Annotated in this window: 21 protein-coding genes and 1 tRNA gene; 8 read left to right on the plus strand and 14 right to left on the minus strand. The window is 70.6% G+C overall.

Annotation, left to right across the window (positions count from 1 at the left end; genetic code table 11):
• Positions 1 to 4: 4 nt before the first annotated feature.
• The 5 genes from MTE01_RS05820 to MTE01_RS05840 all read right to left on the minus strand — a co-directional run bounded on the left by MTE01_RS05820 (position 5) and on the right by MTE01_RS05840 (position 5,570).
• A complete protein-coding gene (locus tag MTE01_RS05820) occupies positions 5 to 916 on the minus strand; it encodes a carbohydrate ABC transporter permease (RefSeq protein WP_174799647.1) in 912 nt (303 codons plus the stop codon).
• The gene (locus tag MTE01_RS05825; protein WP_103206065.1) at positions 913 to 1,845 is read right to left on the minus strand and encodes a carbohydrate ABC transporter permease; all 933 of its coding nucleotides are present in this window, start codon (positions 1,843 to 1,845) and stop codon (positions 913 to 915) included. The genes MTE01_RS05820 and MTE01_RS05825 overlap by 4 nt, the downstream gene beginning before the upstream one ends.
• Positions 1,846 to 1,847: 2 nt before the next feature.
• Positions 1,848 to 3,206 carry an extracellular solute-binding protein gene (locus tag MTE01_RS05830; protein WP_103206064.1) on the minus strand — a complete coding sequence of 453 codons (1,359 nt, stop codon included), beginning with the start codon at positions 3,204 to 3,206 and terminating at the stop codon, positions 1,848 to 1,850.
• Positions 3,207 to 3,343: 137 nt separating this feature from the next.
• Complete coding sequence (locus tag MTE01_RS05835) at positions 3,344 to 4,549, minus strand: ROK family transcriptional regulator (protein ID WP_141376225.1); 1,206 nt, start codon at positions 4,547 to 4,549, stop codon at positions 3,344 to 3,346.
• An 88-nt stretch (positions 4,550 to 4,637) separates the two neighbouring features.
• Complete coding sequence (locus tag MTE01_RS05840) at positions 4,638 to 5,570, minus strand: ROK family protein (protein WP_141376227.1); 933 nt, start codon at positions 5,568 to 5,570, stop codon at positions 4,638 to 4,640.
• A gap of 167 nt (positions 5,571 to 5,737) precedes the next feature.
• Here MTE01_RS05840 and MTE01_RS05845 point away from each other — a divergent pair, with 167 nt between their 5' ends.
• The 3 genes from MTE01_RS05845 to MTE01_RS05855 are packed head-to-tail and all read left to right on the plus strand — an operon-like array spanning position 5,738 to position 10,351.
• The gene (locus MTE01_RS05845; RefSeq protein WP_103206061.1) at positions 5,738 to 6,790 is read left to right on the plus strand and encodes an AAA family ATPase; all 1,053 of its coding nucleotides are present in this window, start codon (positions 5,738 to 5,740) and stop codon (positions 6,788 to 6,790) included.
• Positions 6,787 to 8,043: a DUF58 domain-containing protein gene (locus MTE01_RS05850; RefSeq protein ID WP_246078000.1), complete on the plus strand. Its 1,257-nt coding sequence runs from the start codon at positions 6,787 to 6,789 to the stop codon at positions 8,041 to 8,043. Before MTE01_RS05845 ends, MTE01_RS05850 begins: the two co-directional genes overlap by 4 nt.
• Positions 8,030 to 10,351 carry a transglutaminase TgpA family protein gene (locus tag MTE01_RS05855; protein ID WP_246078007.1) on the plus strand — a complete coding sequence of 774 codons (2,322 nt, stop codon included), beginning with the start codon at positions 8,030 to 8,032 and terminating at the stop codon, positions 10,349 to 10,351. The genes MTE01_RS05850 and MTE01_RS05855 overlap by 14 nt, the downstream gene beginning before the upstream one ends.
• Before the next feature lie 51 nt (positions 10,352 to 10,402).
• On the opposite strand, the gene MTE01_RS05860 is transcribed toward MTE01_RS05855, so the two are convergent.
• The 5 genes from MTE01_RS05860 to MTE01_RS05880 form a co-directional block, all read right to left on the minus strand.
• Positions 10,403 to 10,494, minus strand: a tRNA-Ser gene (locus MTE01_RS05860).
• 22 nt (positions 10,495 to 10,516) lie between these two features.
• A complete protein-coding gene (locus MTE01_RS05865; RefSeq protein WP_116239359.1) occupies positions 10,517 to 11,257 on the minus strand; it encodes an MgtC/SapB family protein in 741 nt (246 codons plus the stop codon).
• Positions 11,258 to 11,309: 52 nt separating this feature from the next.
• Complete coding sequence (locus tag MTE01_RS05870; protein ID WP_141376229.1) at positions 11,310 to 12,236, minus strand: acetamidase/formamidase family protein; 927 nt, start codon at positions 12,234 to 12,236, stop codon at positions 11,310 to 11,312.
• Positions 12,233 to 13,657 (minus strand): APC family permease, encoded by a 1,425-nt coding sequence (locus MTE01_RS05875; RefSeq protein WP_103206059.1) that lies wholly within the window; start codon positions 13,655 to 13,657, stop codon positions 12,233 to 12,235. Before MTE01_RS05875 ends, MTE01_RS05870 begins: the two co-directional genes overlap by 4 nt.
• A 34-nt stretch (positions 13,658 to 13,691) precedes the next feature.
• Positions 13,692 to 14,582: a proline iminopeptidase-family hydrolase gene (locus MTE01_RS05880; protein WP_141376231.1), complete on the minus strand. Its 891-nt coding sequence runs from the start codon at positions 14,580 to 14,582 to the stop codon at positions 13,692 to 13,694.
• A 78-nt stretch (positions 14,583 to 14,660) separates the two neighbouring features.
• On the opposite strand from MTE01_RS05880, the gene MTE01_RS05885 reads away from it, so the two are divergent.
• The gene (locus MTE01_RS05885; RefSeq protein ID WP_116239162.1) at positions 14,661 to 15,404 is read left to right on the plus strand and encodes a FadR/GntR family transcriptional regulator; all 744 of its coding nucleotides are present in this window, start codon (positions 14,661 to 14,663) and stop codon (positions 15,402 to 15,404) included.
• A 99-nt stretch (positions 15,405 to 15,503) separates the two neighbouring features.
• Here MTE01_RS05885 and MTE01_RS05890 read toward each other — a convergent pair whose 3' ends face one another.
• Positions 15,504 to 16,079: a GNAT family N-acetyltransferase gene (locus tag MTE01_RS05890; protein WP_141376233.1), complete on the minus strand. Its 576-nt coding sequence runs from the start codon at positions 16,077 to 16,079 to the stop codon at positions 15,504 to 15,506.
• Entirely contained in the window at positions 16,076 to 16,447 is a 372-nt protein-coding gene (locus MTE01_RS05895; protein ID WP_141376235.1) for a MerR family transcriptional regulator, read from the minus strand. Before MTE01_RS05895 ends, MTE01_RS05890 begins: the two co-directional genes overlap by 4 nt.
• A 117-nt stretch (positions 16,448 to 16,564) precedes the next feature.
• Here MTE01_RS05895 and MTE01_RS05900 point away from each other — a divergent pair, with 117 nt between their 5' ends.
• Entirely contained in the window at positions 16,565 to 18,058 is a 1,494-nt protein-coding gene (locus MTE01_RS05900; protein ID WP_141376237.1) for a SulP family inorganic anion transporter, read from the plus strand.
• A gap of 11 nt (positions 18,059 to 18,069) precedes the next feature.
• Here MTE01_RS05900 and MTE01_RS05905 read toward each other — a convergent pair whose 3' ends face one another.
• Complete coding sequence (locus MTE01_RS05905) at positions 18,070 to 19,005, minus strand: AraC family transcriptional regulator (RefSeq protein WP_218026325.1); 936 nt, start codon at positions 19,003 to 19,005, stop codon at positions 18,070 to 18,072.
• 419 nt (positions 19,006 to 19,424) lie between these two features.
• On the opposite strand from MTE01_RS05905, the gene MTE01_RS05910 reads away from it, so the two are divergent.
• Entirely contained in the window at positions 19,425 to 19,766 is a 342-nt protein-coding gene (locus MTE01_RS05910; protein WP_103206052.1) for a hypothetical protein, read from the plus strand.
• 33 nt (positions 19,767 to 19,799) lie between these two features.
• On the opposite strand, the gene MTE01_RS05915 is transcribed toward MTE01_RS05910, so the two are convergent.
• Positions 19,800 to 20,252, minus strand: coding sequence for a MarR family transcriptional regulator (locus tag MTE01_RS05915; protein WP_103206051.1), 453 nt, complete (start codon positions 20,250 to 20,252; stop codon positions 19,800 to 19,802).
• 215 nt (positions 20,253 to 20,467) lie between these two features.
• Between MTE01_RS05915 and MTE01_RS05920 the strand changes: the two genes are divergently transcribed.
• Entirely contained in the window at positions 20,468 to 20,656 is a 189-nt protein-coding gene (locus MTE01_RS05920) for a hypothetical protein (protein WP_103206050.1), read from the plus strand.
• Positions 20,657 to 20,830: 174 nt separating this feature from the next.
• Positions 20,831 to 22,027, plus strand: a complete 1,197-nt coding sequence (locus tag MTE01_RS05925) for a glycosyltransferase (RefSeq protein ID WP_141376239.1) — start codon at positions 20,831 to 20,833, stop codon at positions 22,025 to 22,027.
• Positions 22,028 to 22,081 lie beyond the last annotated feature (54 nt).

A 22,081-nucleotide genomic window follows, 5' to 3' on the forward strand; every position in this document is an offset into this window, starting at 1 on the left:
CGGGTCAGCCCTTGACCGCGCCGGCGAGGGCCGACGGGCCGCCGAGTCCGCGCTGCACGAGGACGTACAGGCCGAGGACCGGGAGGGAGTAGACGATCGAGTAGGCCGCGAGCTGGCCGTAGGCCACGGCTCCGAACGACCCGAAGAAGTTGAAGATGCTGACGGCGGCCGGCTGGTAGTCGGGACTGAGCAGCAGCACGAAGGGGACGAAGAAATTGCCCCACGCCTGGATGAAGGTGAAGATGAACACGACCGCGATGCCGGGGCGCATGAGCGGGAGCACGATCTGCACGAGCGTGCGCATCGACCCCGCGCCGTCCATCCAGGCCGCGTGCTCGAGCTCGACGGGCACGCCGTCCATGAAGTTCTTCATCATCCAGATCGCAATCGGCAGAGCGCTCGCGGTGAGGAAGAGGATCGTGCCCCCGATCGAGTCGATGAGGTTCAGCTGCACGAACAGGCTGTAGACCGGCACCATGATCGCCGTGATCGGCAGGCATGTGCCGAACAGCACCGCGTAGAGGAAGGGCTTGCCGACGCGCATCTTGTACCGCGAGAGCGGATAGGCGGCGAGCGAGGCGAGCACGACCGTTGCGATCGAGGTGCCTCCCGCCAGCAGCACGCTGTTCCACAGGGGCTGGAACAGCAGATCCGGCTTCATCACGGCCGCGAAGTTGTCGAGGGTGACGACCTCGGGCATCTTGATGGCCAGCGTCGGCTGCGCGTCGAGCGAGGCCGTGACGAGCCACACGAGCGGCACCACGAACAGCACGCCGACCACGATGAGCAGCGTGTTGGCGACGACGCGCAGGGCGCGGGTGCGCGGCGACGACAGCGACGCCTTCTTGCGCCCGGGAGCGCGGCGTGCGGAGCGCGAGCGGGCGCCGGTCACCTCGGGCAGGGTGGCGGTGGTCATGACGAGACCTCCTCGCGCAGCGCGCGGACGTAGAAGAACGAGAAGATCGCACCGATGAGCAGCATGATCGTGGCGATCGCGGTGCCGTAGCCGAGCTCGCCGAACTTGAGGCCCTGCTGGTAGGCGAGGATCGGCAGCGTCGTGCTCTTGTTGCCGGGGCCACCGCCGGTCATGACGAAGATCAGTGTGAAGACCGACAGGGTCTGCAGCGTCACGATCATCGAGTTGGTTCCGATGGTCGAACGGATCATGGGGATCGTGATGAGGAAGAGGCGCTTGATGCCGCTCGCTCCGTCGACCTCGGCCGCCTCGGTGATCTCGGGCGGCACGTCGGCGAGGGCCGCCGAATAGACCATCATCGAGAACGCCGTCCCGCGCCAGATGTTGGCGAAGACGACCATGAGCACCGGCATCGTGAAGAGCCAGCTGACGGGGTCGAGACCGAAGATCCCGAGGATCACGTTCAGGGTCCCGTTGTCGCGGAAGAACGCGTACGCGGCGAATGCCGCGACGATCTCGGGCAGGACCCACGCGGTGACGACGATCGTGCCGACCACCGCGGTGACGACGCGATTGCCCGAGCGCATCATGAGAGCGAGGGCCAGGCCCAGGATGTTCTGACCGATCACGGCGGAGAAGAACACGAACACGATCGTGTTGACGACCGCCACGGGAAAGTCGGGGGCCTTGAAGAGCTGGGTGTAGTTGTCGAAGCCGATGAACTGGCTCGCGACGGCGGTCGAGCCCGACAGGGTCGCGTTGGTGAGCGAGCCCCACAGCGACACCAGGATCGGTCCGAGCAGGAACACCGCGAGCAGCAGCGCTGCGGGAAGGAGCGGGAGCGCCCGGGCCGAGGACCGGAGGCCGCGCGTGGTGGCGCGCGACCTCCGGTCGGTTCCGGTCGCCCCGGTCTGAGCCAGGGCGGTCACGATCAGCCCTGCTGGGTGTTGTCTTCGCCGACGATGCCGATGACGGCCTGGTCGTAGGCTGCGGCGGCGTCGTCGACGCTGGACTGCCCGGTCATGACCGCTTCCATGGCGACCTGGATCTGGTTCGAGATCTTGTCGTAGTCCTCGGTGGCCGGTCGGAAGTGCGTCGTTGCGACGAAGCTCGAGAAGGTCTTGAAGCTCGGGTTGGCGTCGAGGTATTCGGTGGACTGCGCCACATCGGCACGGACGGCGATCTGGCTGTTGTTGATGTCGTAGGACGTGGCGTTGTCCTTGTTCACCGCGGTGGAGAGGAAGTCCCAGGCCGCGTCGGCGTTCTTGGTGTTCTTGCCGATGGCGAGCGTCCACCCGCCCGACATGCTCGTGGTGCCGGGTGCCTGGCCGTTCTGGGTGGGCATCGCGGCGATACCGAGCGTGTCGCTCCACGCGGGCCACGGGGCGGTTCCGCCGTCGACCCACGCGGCCGACTGCCACGAGCCATCGAGGGCGATCGCGAGCTTGCCCTTCGGCAGCCAGTCGGCGGTCACGCTGGTGAAGATGTTGGGGTCGAGCGCCTGCTGGAGCGAGGGTCCGAGGCCGCCCTGGTAGACGTCGGAGACGAAGGTCAGCGAGTCCTTGAAGCCCTGGCTGCCGACGACCCACTTCTTCGAGGAGGTGTCGTAAAGGGTGTCCTCGGTGCCGTAGAGGAGCATTTCGAGCCCCTGCATGGATGCCGCTTCACCGGCCGTCTTGCCCGAGTACACGTTCATCGGGATGACGTCGGGGTCGGCCGCCTTGACCTTCTTGGCCGCCGAGAGGACGTCGGCCCAGGTCTTGGGCTGCCACGGGACGGAGATGCCCGCCTTGGCGAAGATCTCCTTGTTGTACCAGAGGCCGCGGGTGTCGGTTCCGAGCGAGACGCCGTAGGTCTTGCCGTCGGGGCCGAGGCCGGCCTGCTTGGCGCCGTCGGCGAACTGCGACCAGTCGCTCCACTTCGCGAGGTAGTCGTCGAGGGGCAACAGGTACCCCGCCGCGGCGTCGGACTGGATCTTGAAGGTGTCTTCGTACTGGACGTCGGGGGCGGTGCTGGCCGACTTGTTCATCAGCGCGAGCTTCGTGTAGTAGTCGGCGCCCTCGGCCTGGATCGGCACGAGCTCGACGGTCATGCCGGGGTGTGCGGCCTCGTACTGCGACTTCGCCGTCTCCATCAGCGTCTGCATCTGGTTGAAGGTCGCCGTGGTCTGGTACGCGACGCGGATGGTCTTCGCGTCACCGGCGTCGCCGCTGCCCGCGGAACAACCGGCCAGGGCCGCGGTCAGGGCGGTGGCGGTCAGAAGACCGGTCACCATCGTCAGTTTCTTCATGAAAGCTCCCTTGCTCGGGTGGAGACACCACGTCGCCAGAACCTTTTATAAATCAAATGGACTAACTCGGCAAGTCCCAGAGTCGCCACGCTCGTAACGATCGGGAAACGCCCGGCGTCGGCGGAAGGGGGACGGGCTCAGAGGGCGATCATCATGCGCGCCGGCCGCGCCGCGAAGGCGCCGTCGAGCATGAGGCAGGCGGCCCCCACGGCCGCGACGTCGGCTCCGACCCGTGAGCGACGCACGACGATCTCGCGCGTCGCGGTCGAGGCCGCGTCGACGGCGACGCGCTCGGCGACGACGTCGCCCAGCACCTCCGCGAGGCGCTCCCACACGGGGCCGCCGAGGACGACCTCGTCGACGTCGATCAGGTTGTTGGTCACGACCAGCGCGCGCGCGATCCGCTCCCCCGCCCGCCGCAGCACCGCGGCCGGACCCTCCTCGCCCTCGCGCGCGTCGCGCACGAGCCGGTCCAGGTCGGGGCGCGTGTCACCGGCCGCCGCCGGGGCGTACCCGGCCTCGGCCAGCAGCACGCGCGGCTCGATCGACACCCCGAGGCACCCGCGAGCGCCGCACGCGCAGGGCGGACCATCGGGATCGACGATCACGTGCGCGATGCCGCCGGCGTTGCCGGTGCGTCCGCGCACCGGAGCACCCGCGATCGCGAGCCCCACGCCGACACCCGCGCCGTAGTACAGGAACATCGCGTCGCCGAGAGCGTCGGAACGGTCGAACCACATCTCGCCCACCATGGCGGCCGTCACGTCCTTCTCGACGATCACGGGCAGGCCCGTGACGGCGCCGAGGTCTTCTCGCACGTTGACGTTGTGCCACTCCGGCAGCAGGGGCGGATCGAGAAGGCGCCCGCCGCGCGCGTCGAAGGGCCCCGGAGCGGCCACACCGACCCCGAGGACGAGCTCGCGGGGGATGCCGGCGCGCTCGACGATCGCGTCGACCGCGGCGCCCACGGCATCCACCAGCCCCGCGGGCGTCGACAGGGCCGGGCGGCCGATCTCGTCATGCGCGATGACCTCGCCGGCCATGTCGACCACCACGATCGTGTCGACCACCGGGTCGAGGTGCACTCCGACCGCGAATCGCGAGCGCGGCGCGAGTTTGAGCAGCGTGCGGGGCTTCCCGGGTCCCGAGATGACCTTGCCCGCCTCCACGATCAGCCCCTCGTCGGCGAGCCGCCGGGTGACGTTGCTGAGCGTTTGGGCGCTGAGGCCCGTGCGCGCCGACAGCTCGACGCGGCTCAGCCCCTCGGGCGAACGGCGGATGTGGTCGAGCACGAGGGTCTGGTTGTACTCCCCGACGGCGGGCAGGTTGGATCCGGTACGCATGATCCCCGCCCTCGTTCGCCGGTCCGCGGCGCGGGCCCTCTCGTCCAGATTATGCCCGCCCATCGGCGCGCTCCTCTCGCGCGGTCGGTCAGGACTGCAACGCGAGCGCCGCCGCCCCGAGCAGGGGACCGTCTCCGTCGAGTCCCGAGCCGACGATGCGGCAGCGCCGGGCGTAGGCGTGCAGCGAGGCGGCCTGGGCGGCCGCGCGCACCTGGTCGACGTAGTCGGGGGCGACCTGCGAGAAGCCGCCGGCGATGGCCACCGCCTCGAGATCGCACAGGGTGGCTGCCGCGGCGATGGCCTGGCCCACCGCGGTCGCCGAACGGCTCACGGCGGCGATGGCCACGGCATCCCCCGACGCGTGCGAGGCCGCGAGATCGAGACCGGTCTCGCCCTCCCACCCCTGCTTCTTCGCCCAGGCGACCGTGCCGGGCCCCGCGGCCACGGCTTCGAGGGTGGCCGCGACGACGTCGTCGCCTTCGAGGGTGCGCACGAAGGTCTGTCCCAGATGACCCGCGTTGCCGCTGGCGCCGCTGACGGGGCGACCTCCGAGCACGAGGCCCCCGCCCACACCGGTCGACACGACGATCGCCATCGCGTCGTCGCAGCCGACCAGGGCTCCCCGCCAGTGTTCGGCGAGGGCGATGCAGGTGCCGTCGAGCGCGAGATGGATGGGGCCGTCGACGAGCCCGCCCAGCACCTCGTCGATGCGCAGTCCCGCCGCCAGCGGAAGGTTCAGGGGAGACACCGAGCGCGAGGGCAGGTCCACCGGACCCGCACTGCCCACGCCGATCGCGGTGACCCTCGCCTCCGGAACGGCGGCGAGCGCGGTTTCGGCGGCCTGACGGACGTTCCGGGCGATCGTGTCGCGGTCGTTCCCGCGACCGGTGGGGCGTCGGGTCACGCTCGAACGGATCACCTCGCCGGAGGTCGAGACCAGGGCCGCGTCGACCTTGGTCCCGCCGATGTCGACAGCGAGCACGTGGGCGGCGGCGGGCAGGGACGGGGTGGTGTGCGACATGCGCGGGCTCCTCGGGTGGACCAACGCTCCCCGATCCTAGGGGCGACCCCCCTCTCCCCGAGTGACGCCTGTGCACCCGCGGCTTTCCGACCCCCGCCACCGTGGCGCGGGTTACGATCGGGTCACGTTGGCGAGGACGCTCCCGCCTCCGCGACACGAGGGATGCCATGGACGAGACGGTCACGCCCGAGGCGACCACGCGGCTGCGCCGCGCCGACACCGCCACCGGCCCCGCCCGGCCCGGGGTCGACGCCCCTCTCGATGCGGCGTCTTTCGCCCGTCTGACCGGGGAGATCCTGTCGTCGGTGTCGCGGGTCATCGACGGCAAACCCGACGCGGTGCGCAGCGCCCTGATCGCCCTTCTCGCCGAAGGCCACCTGCTCATCGAAGACGTCCCGGGCGTCGGCAAGACGATGCTCGCGCGGGCTCTGGCCGCCACGGTCGACGCCGACGTGCGTCGCATCCAGTTCACCCCCGATCTGCTGCCGGGCGACATCACCGGCGTGTCGGTGTTCAACCCCGTGCAGCGGCAGTTCGAGTTCACCCCCGGCGCGGTGTTCGCCCACATCGTCATCGCCGACGAGATCAACCGCTCCTCCCCCAAGACGCAGTCGTCGTTGCTCGAGGCCATGGAGGAGCGCCAGGTGACGGTCGACGGCCGCACGCACGTGCTCCCCTCCCCGTTCCTCGTCGTCGCGACGCAGAACCCGTTCGAGATGGAGGGCACGTACGTGCTCCCCGAGGCGCAGCGCGACCGCTTCCTGCTGCGGATCTCGATGGGGTATCCGGATGCCGCGGCCGAGGCGCTCATGCTGCGCCAGCGCGACGCGGTGAACCCTCTCGACGCCCTGACGCCGGTCGTGACCGCGCGTCAGGTGACCGCGCTGATCGCCTGGGCACGCGGTGTGCACGTGGCCCCCGCTCTCGAGGAGTACGTCGTCGCCCTCGCGCAGGCCACCCGCAGCCACCCCGACATCCGTCTGGGGGCGAGCCCGCGCGCGACCCTGCAGCTCGTGCGCGCCGCCAAGGTGCGCGCCGCCCTCGACGGGCGCGCGTACGTCATCCCCGACGACATCACCGCCCTGCTGTCGCCGGTCTTCGCCCACCGCCTCATCGCGAACCGTTCGGCCGCGGGCGGTCGGGCCGGGGCTGCGGTGGTCGCCGACGCGCTCGAGCGCATCGCGTCCAGCGTGCGCGTTCCCCTCGCTCCCCGGCCGTGAGCACCGGCGTGACGCGCCTGTGGCCCTTCACCCTGCGGGGCACGGGGGCCGTGCTCCTCGCCGTGGCGGGGTTCGCGATCGCGCAACGCGCCGGCATCCCGGAACTGCTGTACTTCGCCACCCTTCTCGTGGCCCTGCTGGCGGTTTCGGCGATCGCGCTGCTGCTGACGCGCGGCAGGGGTGCGGTCTCGCGCGTCGTGACGCCCGAAACGCCCGAGGTCGGGGGCTCGGCGACGGTCGTGGTGCGCGCCGGACTCTCGAGCGCCCTCCCCGCGGGCCCCGCGCGATGGAACGACACGCTGCCGACGGGACTGACCGGACGCGCCCACGGGACGTCGGCCTCCCTCGCGTCGACGATTTCGGGCACCACGGGGACGATCGAGGTGCGGTACGACGTGATCGGCGCGGCGCGCGGCATCCATTCGATCGGTCCGCTCGAGGTGACGACCACCGATCCTTTCGGCCTGGTGCGCCGCCGGATCGCCCTGGGCCGGACGACGCCGGTGACGGTTGCCCCGGCGATCGTCGACCTGGCGCCGCTGCCCTCCTCCTCCGGCGAAGCGGGCGGCACGCGCCAGACCGCGGCCCTGCAGCTCGGTCAGGGGGCCGACAACCTCGTCGCGCGACCGTACGCGCCCGGCGACTCGATGCGGCGCATCCATTGGCGCGCCACCGCCCACCGCGACACCCTCATGGTGCGTCAAGAGGAGCAGGAGTCCTCGCCGGCCGCCACCGTCGTGATCGACCGCGCGCTCTCGCGGTGGTCGCCGCTGGCCGCTCATGCCCCCGGCGGCGACCCGGCTTTCGAGACGGCCGTGACCGCGTGCGTCTCGGCCGTCGCCCACCTCGTGCACGAGGGCTACACGGTCGACGTCGTCGACAGCGACGGAACTCTTCTCGCCGACCCGGTCGAAGGCGGCGACGACGTCGAAGCCCGAGCGGCCGCCGCGGGTTTCGCGAGCCTGCGAGCCCGCGTCGACGACGCCTCCCACCGCGTCGTTCCGGCGACCGCCTCCGCTCTGCTGGGTCCCGTCGTCGTGATCACGGGAGACCTGCAGCCCGAAGACCGCGCGGCCCTCGGCGAGATGGGCACGCATTCGGCCCTTCCCGTCCTGATCGTGGTGGCCGAGCACGCGGAGCTCGACGCCGTTCGTGTCGCCGGCTGGCGCGCGGCTCACCTGCGTCCGGGAACGGACGTCGCCCTCGCCTGGGACGACGCGATGGAACAGGGGTACGCCCGTGTCGGCCGCTGATCTCAACGTGCTGCGCACGCCCCGCCGCCGCCGCGACGCGACCCTGCTGACGATCGGTCTGTTCTCCGCGATCGCCGCCGCGATGCTTCCGGTGTTCTCGGTGATCGCCCCGGGGGCGTGGGTCGCGGGAGCCTTTCTCGTGGGAGGAGGTGCGCTCGGCGCGGGACTGATCGTCCGCCTGTCGCGGCTGCCCGCCCTGGTGGCGAGCCTCGCCGAGGTGACCGTGTGGATCGTGCTGCTCACGGCGATCTTCGGCCGCTCCACGGCCCTGCTCGGCATCATCCCCACCCCCTCGACTTTCGCCTCGGTCCCCGGCCTCGTCGCCCAGGCCTCGGCGGAGATCCGCGACGGCGTCGCCCCCGTCCCGCCGGATGAGGGCTTGGCGTTCCTCCTGGTCGCCGCGATCGGTGCGCTCGCCATCGTGCTGGATCACGTGGTCCTGACGGCGCGGATGCCGTTGCTCGCCGGAGTGGGCCTGGTCGCCGTCTCGCTCATCCCCACGATCGCGATCCCCTCCGACGTCGACGTCGCGAGCTTCGTGCTGCTGGCGGCTGCTCTGCTCTTCCTGCTGCGGGTCGACACACGGGCACGTGCCGCGGCGTCCGCACGCCGCGACGATCGCGCTCGCCCCGCGCAGGGCCGCCGTCTCTTCGGGGTATCGGCCACCGCCCTGGGGGTCGCGGCCGTGGCTGTGATCGTCGCCGTGGTCGCCACTCCTCTGCTCCCCCAGCCGGGCCTGAGGTTTGCCAGCGGCGGCACCGGCGGGCTGGGGACGACCATCAACCCCAACCTCGAGCTCGGCAACGACCTTCGTCAGCCGCGCGACGTCGAGGTGCTCAAGGTGCGCACCACGGGCCCGACGGCCCCCTACCTGCGCGCGGTCACTCTGTCCCGCTTCGACGGCGCCGTCTGGCAGCCCGATACCTTCGACACGGTCCCCCTCCCCTCCGACGGCACGGTGTTCGACCGCGTCAGCGTGGACGGCGATATCACCCTCGCCGACTGGACGACCACGATCACCGTCGATCAGCTCGACAGCCCGTGGCTGCCGGTGCCCTACCCCGCCTCGACGGTCACGGGTCTGGACGGCGACTGGTTGGGCATGCCGCAGAACCGCACGGTGGTCACCCGCGCCGGGTCCACCCGCGAGCAGGTCTACGAGGTGCAGGCGAGCGTCCCCCGCCCGACCCTCGAGCAGATCCGCTCGAAGACCGTGGGCGGGACGGACCTCGACCCCGCGCTGACCGCGCTCCCCGCCGAGGTGCCCGCCGTCATCGGCGACACCGCCCGCGAGGTGACCGCGAACGCGCAGACGCCCTATGACAAGCTCGTCGCCCTGCAGAACTGGTTCCGCAGCAGTCAATTCCGTTACTCGCTCGACGCTCCCGTCGATTCCGGCTTCGACGGAGCCGGTCTCGACGCGGTGGCGCAGTTCCTGCAGGTGCGCGCCGGATACTGCGTGCACTATGCCTCGGCCTTCGCCGTCATGGCACGCACTCTCGGCATCCCCGCGCGCATCGTCATCGGGTACCTTCCCGGCACGGCCTCGAGCATCCCCCAGCAGGGCGGCACCGAGTACTCGGTCAGCTCGAGTCAGTTGCATTCGTGGCCCGAGGTGTACTTCGAGGGCATCGGATGGGTGCCCTTCGAGCCGACGAACAGCCTCGGCGTCCCCACGAACTTCGCTTCGGGCTCCTCCGGGAACAACACGACCACCCCGAACACCCCGAGCCAGGATGCCGAGGCCCCGGCCGATCAGCCCTCGTCGGCGCCGTCGGAGGCCGCCGAGAACGACCCCGGGGCGCAGACCACCGGCGGTGGTTCAGTCGCCGCGCGGCAGAGCACCGCGTGGGTCGCCCCGGTCCTCGGGATCCTCGTGCTGCTGGTGCTCGCCGGGGTCCCGGCCGTCGCCCGGATCGTGCGGCGTCGCCGACGCCTCGCCGCCGCGCGCGCGGGCGACCCGGTGGCCGCGTGGACCGCGATGCTCGAGGACGCGGTGGATCTCGGCATCCCGGTCTCGTCCGCGCTGTCTCCGCGCGCCTTCGCGGTGCTGCTCGTCGAGGAGCATGGCGCACCGTCCGACGACGTCGGTCTTCTCCGCGAGGCCGTCGAACGGGTGAGCTACGCGGGCGACAGCTTCGACCCCGCTCGGGGACCCGGTCTCGTCGCCGCCGTCACGGGCGTGCGTGCGGCTCTCGATGAGAGAACTGCACCGCTGCGCCGGTTCCTCGCGCGGGCGTACCCTCGCTCGCTCGTCACGCGACCCGGCACCGTCGGCGCGGTCGAGCGCGAGAGCGTGTCGCGGTAGTCACGGCCGGAGAAGCGAAGAGCGCCACCCTTCCGGGTGACGCTCTTCGTGTGGCGGAAGTGACAGGATTTGAACCTGCGAGGCGAGTTACCCCGCCTACATGGATTCCAGCCATGCTCCTTAGGCCGCTCGGACACACTTCCAAGGGACGATCTTACACGGCGCTCAGCCCCGCCCGAATCGCCGCCGGGTCTGCACGGTGATCGGACTGTCCTCCGCCCTCCACGACATCGCGCGCACGCCGGTGTCGCGGGAGAGCCGCGTGGTCGCGGCATCCAGGAACTCGGGCGCGTCTCCCTCGATGAGCAGCTCGGCCTCGAGGACGACGCCCGCCGGCTCGTCCTCGGAGCCGTCGTCGTCGTGGCTCGACATCGCGAGCACCAGGACATCGGGTGACTCCAGGGTGTCGGAGAGCAGCTCGCGTACTTCTTGCTCGCGCTCCTCGAGCGCGCGCACCGTGAGCACGAACGCCCCGATGGTCTCGGCGTTCGCGTCGGGGGCGCGGTCGACGAGGCGCCCGAGCGGGCGCAGAAGCAGGTGTACCAGGAGCACCAGCGCCGTCATCGCGAGCGCCGGCACGACCAGCCCTCCCGCGGCCAGGCACCCGACGGCCGCCGAGCACCACAGGGTCGCGGCGGTGTTGAGCCCCTGCACGGACAGGCCCTGCCGGAGGATCACCCCACCGCCGAGGAAACCGACGCCGGAGACGACGTAGGCCGCGATCTGCAGCGAGCCCTGACCCACCCCCAGCTCGCTGCCGAAGAGGACGAAGGCGGCGGCTCCCATCGCCACGAGCGCCTGCGTGCGAAGGCCCGCCGTGCGGGAGCGATACTGCCGCTCCAAACCGATGAGCACGCCGCAGCCGGCGGCCAACAGCAGCCGCAGCACGAAGTCCAGGTCAGCCACGGGCGGCACCCCTCCCGACGCGGTCGAAAGCACGAGTCACCGGCGCAGTATGTCAGAGCACGCTTTTCGGCAACCTGTGCACGGTCACCGCCCCCACGGCCCGGAACGGATGCAGAGGGTCAGGTGCCTCCGAGCCCGTCGGGCCGCCCAGTTCGCTGTGCACGAGCGCGCTCATGACCGCGTACGCGTCCATCGGGTCCCACCCGCGTGCGTCGACGAGCTCGTCGAACACGTCTTCGTAGCCGCGCCGGATGCTCTCCTGCACCGGGTCGCCCAGGCCGACGAAGATCCACTCCTCGTCGGTCTCGATGCGGGGCGCCCGCAGAGCGGCATCCGGCAGCAGATCGATCGAGACCACGGCGACGCCCGCCGCCTCGATCGCGACGAACGACGATTCGCCTCTCGCCATGACGGCATGGATGTCCCCGATCGACAGCAGCGCCCCCTCGACCTCGACCGGCAGGTACACCGTGGCGCCGGGAGCGACGTCGGTGAGATCCATGTTGCCGCCGAGCGCCGTCGTGGGCATGACGGTGGAGTTCCGCCCCCTGGCGGGCGCCGTGCCGATGCACCCGATCATCGGGCGCGGGGGCACCACGTGCCTCTCGGTGAGGTGCACGCCCCCCGCGTCGATGGGGATGCGCCGGCTGACGACCCGATCGGGCATGCGGTGCTGCAGCGCCCCGGCGCCGGGGAGGCTCTGCGACCACCCGTACTCCCCGAGGCGGATCTCGTGCACGTGGACGACGAGGGCATCGCCCGGCTTCGCACCCTCGACGTACACGGGGCCGGTGACCGGATTGATCGGGGCCGTGAGGGCGCCGAGATCGCCGTGATCGTGGAGCTCGGCGTAGACCGCGTCGTCGGTTTCGAACGCGATGGTCTCGCCGGTCCCGGGCCGCACGCGCAGCGCCGGGGCCACCGCCGCGTCGTACCCGGGACGACCGTGCTCCCGGCCGAGCCAGTGCTCGGCGCTCATCGCGGAGCCACTTCGCCGCCGCCTTCTCCGGCGGTGGCCGTGGCGTGCTCGGGCAGGGGACCTGCGGCTCCGCCGTTCTTGCGGGCGAAGATCAGGTAGACGATCCCGCCGACGACCAGCCACAGGATGCCGCCGATCTTGGCGGTCATGTCGGCGTTGAGCAGCACGTATCCGATGATGAGGAACCCGACGAGCGGCACGACGAGGTGCAGCAGGTAGTTCTTCGACTTCTTCTTGCCGAGGTAGTACGCCGCGACCGACACGTGCAGCAGCATGAATCCGAGCAGGGCGCCGAAGTTCACGAGCGACGAGATCACCGCGATCTGGCCGACGAAGAACAGCACCAGCACGAGCGAGATCGCACTCACCAGAAGGATCGCCGCCATCGGCACCTGGCGCGAGGTGACCTTCGACAGGAAGGCGGGCAGGCGCCGGTCGCGGCTCATCGAGTAGAGCAGACGCGAGGTCGCCGCTTGAGCCGCGACCGCATTGGCGATCCCCACCGCGATGACGTTGACCGCGAGGAACGCGGTCGCCCACCCGCTGCCCGCGGCCTTGGCCACGAGCAGGAAGAAGGCGTTGTTGACCTCGTCGTCGCCGAAGGCGATGGTGCCGGCGGCCAGGGCGCTGGCGAACCACGTCTGCGCGATGAAGAGCACCGCGACGACGAGCAGAGCGATGATCATGGCGCGGCCGCCCGACTTACGATCCCCCGTGGACTCCTCGGCCATGGTCGAGATGCCGTCGAAGCCGAGGAAGCTCAGCACCGCGATCGAGAGGGCGGTGGCGATCAGCGCTGGATTGACCTTCTCGGCATCCCAGAGCGGAGCCATCGTGAATTGCGCACCCGGAATCGTGCCGGACGACAGGGCGACCATCGCGATCACGACGAAGATCACCACGAAGGCGAGCTGGATGGTGAGCATGACGCGGTTGGCGATCTTGATCGAACCGATGCCGAGCACGTTGATGACGGTGTTGATGATGACGAAGGCCACGGCCCAGATCCACTGCGGGACGTCGGGGAAGATGCCCGCCATCGACGACGCGGCGAAGACGTACAGCAGGGTCGGCACGAGCAGGTAGTCGAGCAGGATCGCCCAGCCGGCGAAGAAGCCCACGGTGGGGTGCAGACCGCGCCCGACGTACGAGAACACGGAGCCCGCGATCGGGAACGCCTTCGACATCTGCGCGTACGCGAGGGCGGTGAAGATCATGGCGATCACGCCGGTGAGGTAGACCAGCGGCACCATGCCGCTCGCGGCGTTGAACACGACGCCGAAGATCGCCCACGGGGCGATGGGCACCATGAAGACGAGACCGTAGACCACGAGGTCGAGGGTGGACATGGAGCGCTTGAGCTCCTGCGTGTAGCCGAACGACTCCAGCGACTGCTGGGCCTCGGGGGCGGGGTGCGACATCGGGTCTCCTGGTTCGGGTGGGGCGGGGCGGGTGTCAGGGGAGGGGTGCGAGGAAGTCGGCGATGACCGCGCGGAAGGCCTCGGGCATCTCGAGGTGGGTGCAGTGGCTCGCCCCGGCGAAGACGTGCGAACGGGCGCCGGGGATGTGCTCGACGAAGGGCTCCCACGTCTCGGGAGTGGCCTCGTCGAACTCGCCGGCGACCACGAGGGTGGGTGCCGCGATCAGGGGAAGGCGGTCGATGATCGACCAGTCGCGACCGGTGCCGACGACGTGGAACTCGTTCGGGCCGTTCATGGTGAAGTAGACGGTCGGGTCTGCGAGCATCTGCTGCTCGCTGTCGACGAAGTCCTGCGGCATGGGCGTCACGCGACAGACGTGCCGCTCATAGAACACGCGGGTGGCCTCCGCGTACTCGGGGTCGTCGAGGGTGCCGGCGGCTTCGTGGCGGTCGAGCGCCTCGCGGGCTTCCGCGGGCAGCTCGGAACGGAGCCGGGCCGCGCCGGCGAGCCAGAGAGCCATGGATGCCGGGGAGTTGCAGATTTCGAGGCTCCGCAGCCCCGCGGGCTGGCGGACGGCGATCTCGGCGCCGAGCATGCCGCCCCAGGACTGCCCGAGCACGTGGTACTCGTCGAAGCCCAGCGCGCGCTGCAGGTTGTGGAACTCGTCGACGAAGAGCTGCGGCACCCATTGCGACGCCGGGGCGTCGGGATGGTGCGAGCTTTTGCCGCAGCCGATCTGGTCGTAGTGCACGACGGTGCGCCCGGTCAGGTCGGCGAGGGCGTCGAGATTCGACACGTAGTCGTGGGCCATTCCGGGTCCGCCGTGGAGGACGAACAGGGGGGCCCGACCGGTGGGCTCGGCGGGTTCGGTAAGGCGCGCCCAGGTGAAGCCGTCGCGGAAGGGAACGGTGGTCTCGTGTTGCATGGAGTCATCGTGGACCCCTTAAAGGTGCGTTGGCAAACCTTTTCTGCGGAATTAACATGGAAGAAACGACGGGAGCCCATGGCCGACACCGACGACGCGTCCCTGGTGGAACGCGTGACCGAGCGACTCATCACCGCCGTGGCGGTGGGCGAGTTCCTCCCGGGCACACGGCTCCCCGCCGAGCGCGAGCTCTCGCCCCTGCTGGGCGTCGGTCGGACGACGGTGCGCGCGGCCCTGGACGACCTGTCCACGAAGGGTCTGATCGAGCGCCGTCGCGGGCGCGGGGGCGGCACGTTCGTGGCCGAGGAATGGCCCGCGTCGATCGTCGTCGGCGTGGACCGCTGGTTCGAGGAGCGTTGGAGCGACCTGGTCGACGCGTGCACCGCGAGCTCGATGCTGCACTCTTCGCTCGCACGCCTGGCGGCGGAGCGGCGCACCGACGCCGACATCACCGCCCTGCGCGGCCGCCTCGACGACTTCCATTCCGCCGAGTCGGGCGACCACAAGCAGCGCGCCGACAGTCTGTTGCACCTCGCCATCATCGAGGCGGCCCACAACACCGCGCTGCGCGACATCCTGCTCGCGCACGAACGCCGCCTGTCCCTCTCGGCCCCCGCGCACCCGTGGGGCGACCGAGAGAGCCATCGCCGCATGGAGACGCGTGCCGCGCGGGAGCACGACGCGATCGTCCACGCGATCGTCCACGCCGCCCCCGACGAAGCCGCCGAGCTCGCGCGGCGGCACGTGCAGATCGACCTGGAGCTGTTCAGCGAGTCGCGCGCGTTCGCGCGCCGCCGAGCAGCCGAGGCGGCCGCCGGCTGATCCCGCCGCTCGTCCCGCGAGCGGAGGAGAATGCGCCTCGGGAGCAAGCCCGCGCGCGCCGACGTCCTCCGCCGCGCGAACCTCCTCCCGAGGGCGCCGTCAGTCGCGCAAACGCCCCTCAAGACCCGCCCGCACGGCCGGCCACTCTTCCCGGAGGATCGAGAAGTACAGCGTGTCCGCCACGCTGCCGTCGGGCGCGATGCGGTGCTGCCGCAGCCGTCCTTCGCGCGTCGCGCCGAGGCGCTCGATCGCTCGCGCGCTGCGCTCGTTCCGCGCGTCGCAGCGCAGCGCGACCCGGTTCACGCGCCATTCGTCGAACGCGTGCGTCAGCAGCAACAGCTTTGCGGCGGGATTGGTCCGCCCGCCCTGGAAGGCGCGGCCGTACCAGGTCGTCCCGATCTCGACCCGCCCCTGCGCGGGAACGTATTCGTAGAACGTCGTCGCCCCGCGGACCTCCCCCGTCTCGGCCTCCCGCACGGTGAAGGCGTACAGGCCCGGCGTGGCACGCTGCTGCTCGACACGAGCGGCGTAGGCCTCGACCGAGTCCGCCCACGGGGTCGTCATCCGGCTCCAGAGCTCCGCATCGGTCAGCGCCCAGGCCTCCGTCGCGTCGCGCGGCTCCGCCGGAGTCAGACGGATGCCGTACCCCTCGAGCGTGGTGTCGTGCGCGGTCATCGGGACTCTAACTGGCGGACGAACTCGTCGGCGGCGTCGAGCTGGCGACGCAGGTCTTCGCGGCGGCGGTGCGCCTCGTCGCGGATATCGGCGAGACGGGCCGCGAGAGCGGAGTCGCCCGGCGCCTCGGCGAGCCCGTCGACCACCTCGAGCAGCTCTCCCATCTGCTCGAGGGAGTAACCGAGCGGTTTCATGCGGCGAATGAGGAGCAGGCGCGACTCGTCGTCGGCCGTGTACAGCCGGAACCCTCCCTCGCTCCGCGCGGAGGGCCGGAGGAGCCCGATCTCGTCGTAATGGCGAAGCGTGCGGATGGACAGCCCGGTCCGCTCGGCGAGCTCACCGATCTGCATCGGTCGCGCGTCGGTCATGTATCCCCCATCCCGCAACCCTCTCGTTACGGTAGAGTCTTCGATGTCGCGATCGCGACCCCCCTATTCTCCCCCGCGTCGACGCGGGTCCCTCCTCCCCCACCCCGGAGCCTGCCCATGACAACTTCCGTTGCGCGCCCGCACACCGATCCCACCGTCCTGCAGACGCTACGATCCCCCCGCCTCCTGACCCGCGAGGTCTTGGCCGGACTCGTGGTCGCTATCGCCCTCATCCCCGAAGCGATCGCCTTCTCGATCATCGCGGGGGTCGACCCGCGCCTCGGATTGTTCTCGTCGTTCGTGATGGCCGTGGCCATCGCGTTCCTCGGCGGCCGCCCGGCCATGATCACGGCGGCGACCGGAGCGATCGCGCTCGTGATCGCCCCGGTCGCCCGCGAGCACGGGGCCGAATACCTGCTCGCGACCGTGGTCCTGGGCGGCATCCTGCAGGTGATCCTCGGCCTCCTCGGAGTCGCGAAGCTCATGCGCTTCATCCCGCGCAGCGTCATGGTGGGGTTCGTCAACGCCCTCGCGATCCTCATCTTCATCGCCCAGGTGCCGCAGCTCATCGGCGTGCCCTGGGCGGTCTACCCGATCGCCGCGGCGGGACTGGCCATCATGTATCTGCTCCCGCGTCTCACCAGGATCGTGCCCGCCCCGCTGGTCGCGATCGTGCTGCTCACCGGTGCCGCGGTCGTCTTCGGCATCTCGGTACCCACCGTCGGCGACCAGGGCGCCCTGCCCGAGAGCCTGCCCGCCCTGCTGATCCCGAACGTGCCGCTCACCGGTGAGACGCTCGCCATCATCCTGCCGTTCGCCGTCGCCATGGCCGTCGTCGGCCTGCTCGAATCGCTCATGACCGCGACCCTCGTCGACGACATCACCGACACCCCGTCGTCGAAGACGCGCGAATCGCTCGGCCAGGGCGTTGCGAACGTCCTCTCGGGGCTGTTCGGCGGGATGGGCGGCTGCGCGATGATCGGTCAGACGATGATCAACGTCAAGGCGTCGGGTGCGCGCACGCGGATCTCCACCTTCCTCGCGGGCGTCTTCCTCCTCGTGCTCGTGCTCGTCTTCGGCGACGTGGTGGCGGTCATCCCCATGGCGGTGCTCGTGGCCGTGATGATCGTGGTCTCGATCGCCACGTTCGACTGGCACAGCATCCGCCCGTCCACTCTGCGGCGGATGCCGCTGAGCGAGACGATCGTGATGGTCCTCACGGTCGCGATCACGGTCTGGACGCACAACCTCGCGATCGGCGTCGGCGTGGGCGTGGTGGCCGCGGCGGTGCTCTTCGCCCGACGGGTCGCGAGCGTCACGGCCGTGACGCGGTCCGTGGAGGGCGAGACCGCGCGCTACACCGTGGAGGGCGAGCTGTTCTTCGCCTCGAGCAACGATCTGACCACCAGGTTCGCGTACCACGATGACCCCCAGCGGGTCGTCATCGACCTGTCGCGTTCACACGTCTGGGACGCGTCCACGGTGGCGGCGCTCGACGCGGTGGAGACGAAATACGCCCACCTCGGCACGACGGTCGAGATCGAGGGCATGAACGACACCGCGGCCCGACTGCACGCGCGCCTGAGCGGAGGGCTCGGCGCGGGGCACTGACCGCGCGGGGGTCACGACCGCAGCGTCGCCGACGGCGTCTCGCCGAACTCTCCGCGGTACATCGCCGCGAAGCGACCGAGGTTCGAAAAGCCCCACCGAGCGGCGATCGCGGCCACCGTCTCCACGGACGGATCGGCGCTGCGCAGCTCGCCGCGCGCGGCGTCCAGCCGCACACGGCGGAGGTACTGCATCGGGGTGCGCCCGGTGGCGGCACGGAACGCGTACTGCAGCCCGCGCGGCGACAGCCGAGCGGCCTGAGCGATGTCGGACAGCACCACGGGCTCCGCCGCGTGGGCCTCGACGTACGCCTTGGCTCGGCGCACCGGGGCGGGGAGGGGCCGTGACGGGCGACCGGCGGCGAGGGCCTCGGTGAAGGTCGTCGGGAAGGCCAGGAGCGAAGCCTCGAGCAGGAGCGTCCGCGCCTGCTGCTCGATGAGGGGGGTCCGTTCAGGCGACCGCAGGAGCACGTCGCGGGCGTACTCCCAGGTGCGCGACCAGTAGCGCAGGCGCTGCTCGCTCACCGGGGCGTAACCGGTCGGTCGGACGCGCAGAGTGTCGTCGCCCGACAGACGCCGCGCGGCCTCGTCGAAGTCGGAGCGCGCGAACGAGACGGCGGTGCCGGCGATGCGGCCGGTGAAGGCGATCTCGAGAGGGCGGTCGACGACCATGAACGGCACGGCGGTGTCGATGCGCTCGCGACGGTACGTTCCCGAGACCCGCGGGCCCGCGATACGCCCGACCACGACCTGGTCGAGGGGGTCGGATTCGACGAGCATCGTCGAACCGATCGTGTAGTCGCAGAAACCGAAGCCGGGCTCGGATGCCGCGTGCCAGGCGAGAGCCGGCTGAATCACATCAGCGCGCGAGATGCGCGCTCCGGGAACGACGGTCTGCCACAGGTGCTCCACCGTCTCGGCGTCGCGGGTTTCGATGTTCGTGTGCTCCACGCCTTTTTCCTAAAGAGTCCGAGAGTATGCGGCAAGACCATTGCGCTTCGTGGCGGGTGCCACTATGGGAACGCTCTCACGCACTCAGTTCAGGAGACTGCGGCGTCGTGGATGCCCCCCCATCCGGCATCCACGCTATCGCTCATAGGAATCACAATGCGCATTTCGGCGCATTCGGCCTACAGGCGCGAGGAGACATCCGCAATGCGAAAAGTGGACGTAGTCCACATTGACCGGATGCATCTCAGCGCGCCACCATTCCCGAGCAACCCCGTGTTGCAAGCCGGCCGCTCCCCGTTCCCCGGCGCGGTGGTCGTCAGGTGCCTCGGCGCGGAGCTCGTGACCCCGCTCCGGGGCGCCGACTGCGGACCATAATGGGAGAGGCTGCCGCCCGGCACCCACCCGGGGAGGGGAGCTTCATGCCGTTTCGGACCACGACCACACTTCAGGCCTGGGTCGACGACTTCCGAGCCCTGGGCTACGACAATGCCGACATGCTGCGCGTGATCCCCCAGGACAACGACGACGGTGACGACGCGGGTCTCATCGCCGCCCGGCTCAAGAGCGTCTCGACGACATTCTTCATCGCACCCGGCCCCGAGCTGCATTCCACGGAGTGGGCCGTGACGTTCGAGCCCCGCGAAGACGCCGCCCCCCTGGCTGCCGGTCGCGTCATGGCCCTGTCGGGCGAACTCGCGACGCTGTCCGCCTTGTGCTCGTTCCTGCAGGCGCGTTCCGAGGCGTTCCTCGCGAACGTCTGACCCCGAATACGGCGGCCGTCCGGTACCGCGAGCTCAGCGGACGGCGCGAGCGGTGATGCGATCGAGGAGTCGGGCCAGCCGATGAGCTTCGGCGGGATCCACGTCCGACACCGCCTCTTCCACGGCGGCGTCGAAGGCGCGGAGCTGAGACCAGGGCGGACTGTCGAGGTCGATGATCGCCGTGATGTGGTTCACGCGACGGTCCTCGTCGTCGAGGTCGCGGCGCACGGCCCCACGCTGCACCAGGCGGTCGATCAGGGTGGTGACGCCGGCCGAGGTGATGCCGAGATGGTCGCGGACGTGCGAGGGCCGGGCCCCGGGATTGTCCGCGACGAAGAGCAGGGCGCGGGCATCGAGCTCGTTCAGCGACAGCTCTCGGCGCGCCTCCGCGGCGGCCACCCGGCGCGCTTCGCCGTAGGCGAGGAGGGCACGACCGAGCTCCGACCCCGGTGACGGGGAAGACGACGTTTCGCTGGACGGGTGCACGACCCATGATCGTACCCACTTCGGCCATGCGCCGTGGAGCGCGCATCGATCGTCCCGACGTGTCCGACCGCCCACGCGGCCGGGCGCAACGGGCGACAGGCACGTCGAGACCCCTGTCAAGCCGGTCTCCAGCCCCGCTTCCGAGGTCTATGACGGAAGCACACGCCGTCGGGAGACGGCCGACCCCGTCGGGAGACGGGAATGAGGAGAAGGCCATGATCTACGGACAGCAGAGCGCACGACAGACGGGCTCGGTGTGGAGCATCGCCATGACCGCCGCCATGGGCAACGGCATCGGGCCGCGTTTCGTCGAGGAGTCCCCCGCGCCACGGATGGCGAAACGGTGGCCGTGGTCGCGCCCGGACTCGGCAGGTGAAGAGATCACGGTCGCGCCCCGCGCCTGATCCCACCGCCCCGTTCCCCGGCGCGTCGGCTTCTCCCCCGGAAGTCGGCGCGTCGGCTCGTGCCCGGGCGTTCACACGATGGTCTCTGCGGTGTAACCCACCGCGCAGGGTCGAGGCCTCAGCATGGGACGACCGCACCCGCGGTGGTGGATCCCGGCCTGGAAAGCGACCTCGATGACCCGACCCGTGCGCGTGCTCTCGCTCTATGAAGGCTTCTTCGCCGGAGGGGCGCGAATCCTTCATTCCGACGTCGTCACGGGGCTCGTGGCCGATGGAACGCAGGAGCACCGCGTGCTGTCGCTGACGTCAGCCGCGCGGCGGGACGCCTCCCTGCAGTTCGCGCACGACGACACCCGATTCCGTCGCCTGAAAGACCGCGGGGTGCGCATCGACACGTTCGAGCGCATCGCGGGCGACCGTCCCCTCGCTCCCGAGGACTTCACGAGGAGCGAGCTCGAACACGCCGCGCGGCTCTTCGACGAGGCCGACGTCATCCTCTCGCTCAAGGAGCAGCCCCTGAGCCTCGTCGTCGCTCTGGAGCGCGCGGGCCTGCTGCCCGACCGGGCGATCGCCGCCTGCCTGCACCGCTCCGACCCCGGCCACTCCGGACCCGCCCTCGGCTGGCTGGTCGAGGCGGCCGCGACGGGGGCGGTCACGGCGACGATCTCCTGCGCGGAATCGACCTCCCGCGCCTACGCGCGCGCCGGTGTCTCGGCCGGTGAGGCTTGGGTCATCGACAACGGCATCGACACCCGTCGCTTCCGGCCCGGCACGCGCGCCGAGCGGCGACGGATCCGCGCGGGTCTCGGCATCCCCGATTCTGCTCCCGTGGTGCTGCTGGCCGCACGTTTCGACGCCATGAAAGACCCGGGGCTGTTCCTCCGCGCCGTCTCGGCGCACGCGCGCTCGGCGCCGGGGACGCACTACGTCGTGTGCGGATCGGGCATGACCCGCACGAACCCGGCCTTCGTCTCATTGCTCGCCGACAGCGGCGTCGACGAAGGCGTGGACCTGCACGCCCTCGGTCTTCGGGAAGACATGCCCGAGCTGTACCGCATCGCCGACGTCATCGCCCTGACCAGCGCCTTCGGCGAAGCCTCTCCCCTCTGCCTCGTCGAGGGAGCGGCATCCGGAGCCGTTCCGGTGACGACCGACGTCGGAGACGCCGCGCGCCTCGTCGAGGGCTTCGGCCTGGTGACGGCACGCGAAGTCGGCGCGATCGTCGAAGCCTGGGGAGACGCCCTCGCCCTCGGCCCGGCATTGCGCGCAGCCGCCCTGTCCGCCCGAACGCGGATGGACCGCGGTCGCATGATCGCCGACTACCGCGCAGCGGTCGAGGGCCTGCTCGTGTCGCGCGCGCTCGCGGCCTGACCCCGCCCCACCATAGACGGCGTGCCGACACGGCGCTATCCCCGACGAGGGAGA

The sequence above is a fragment of the Microbacterium testaceum genome, assembly GCF_006539145.1.
GTDB classification, from domain to species: domain Bacteria; phylum Actinomycetota; class Actinomycetes; order Actinomycetales; family Microbacteriaceae; genus Microbacterium; species Microbacterium testaceum.

Excerpts from the sequence above, each read along its gene's own strand:
- MTE01_RS05820 (WP_174799647.1), bottom strand. The coding sequence starts at position 916 with ATGACCACCGCCACCCTGCCCGAGGTGACCGGCGCCCGCTCGCGCTCC.
- MTE01_RS05830 (WP_103206064.1), bottom strand. The coding sequence starts at position 3,206 with ATGAAGAAACTGACGATGGTGACCGGTCTTCTGACCGCCACCGCCCTG.
- MTE01_RS05835 (WP_141376225.1), bottom strand. The coding sequence starts at position 4,549 with ATGCGTACCGGATCCAACCTGCCCGCCGTCGGGGAGTACAACCAGACC.
- MTE01_RS05840 (WP_141376227.1), bottom strand. The coding sequence starts at position 5,570 with ATGTCGCACACCACCCCGTCCCTGCCCGCCGCCGCCCACGTGCTCGCT.
- MTE01_RS05845 (WP_103206061.1), top strand. The coding sequence starts at position 5,738 with ATGGACGAGACGGTCACGCCCGAGGCGACCACGCGGCTGCGCCGCGCC.
- MTE01_RS05870 (WP_141376229.1), bottom strand. The coding sequence starts at position 12,236 with ATGAGCGCCGAGCACTGGCTCGGCCGGGAGCACGGTCGTCCCGGGTAC.
- MTE01_RS05875 (WP_103206059.1), bottom strand. The coding sequence starts at position 13,657 with ATGTCGCACCCCGCCCCCGAGGCCCAGCAGTCGCTGGAGTCGTTCGGC.
- MTE01_RS05880 (WP_141376231.1), bottom strand. The coding sequence starts at position 14,582 with ATGCAACACGAGACCACCGTTCCCTTCCGCGACGGCTTCACCTGGGCG.
- MTE01_RS05885 (WP_116239162.1), top strand. The coding sequence starts at position 14,661 with ATGGCCGACACCGACGACGCGTCCCTGGTGGAACGCGTGACCGAGCGA.
- MTE01_RS05890 (WP_141376233.1), bottom strand. The coding sequence starts at position 16,079 with ATGACCGCGCACGACACCACGCTCGAGGGGTACGGCATCCGTCTGACT.
- MTE01_RS05895 (WP_141376235.1), bottom strand. The coding sequence starts at position 16,447 with ATGACCGACGCGCGACCGATGCAGATCGGTGAGCTCGCCGAGCGGACC.
- MTE01_RS05900 (WP_141376237.1), top strand. The coding sequence starts at position 16,565 with ATGACAACTTCCGTTGCGCGCCCGCACACCGATCCCACCGTCCTGCAG.
- MTE01_RS05910 (WP_103206052.1), top strand. The coding sequence starts at position 19,425 with ATGCCGTTTCGGACCACGACCACACTTCAGGCCTGGGTCGACGACTTC.
- MTE01_RS05920 (WP_103206050.1), top strand. The coding sequence starts at position 20,468 with ATGATCTACGGACAGCAGAGCGCACGACAGACGGGCTCGGTGTGGAGC.
- MTE01_RS05925 (WP_141376239.1), top strand. The coding sequence starts at position 20,831 with ATGACCCGACCCGTGCGCGTGCTCTCGCTCTATGAAGGCTTCTTCGCC.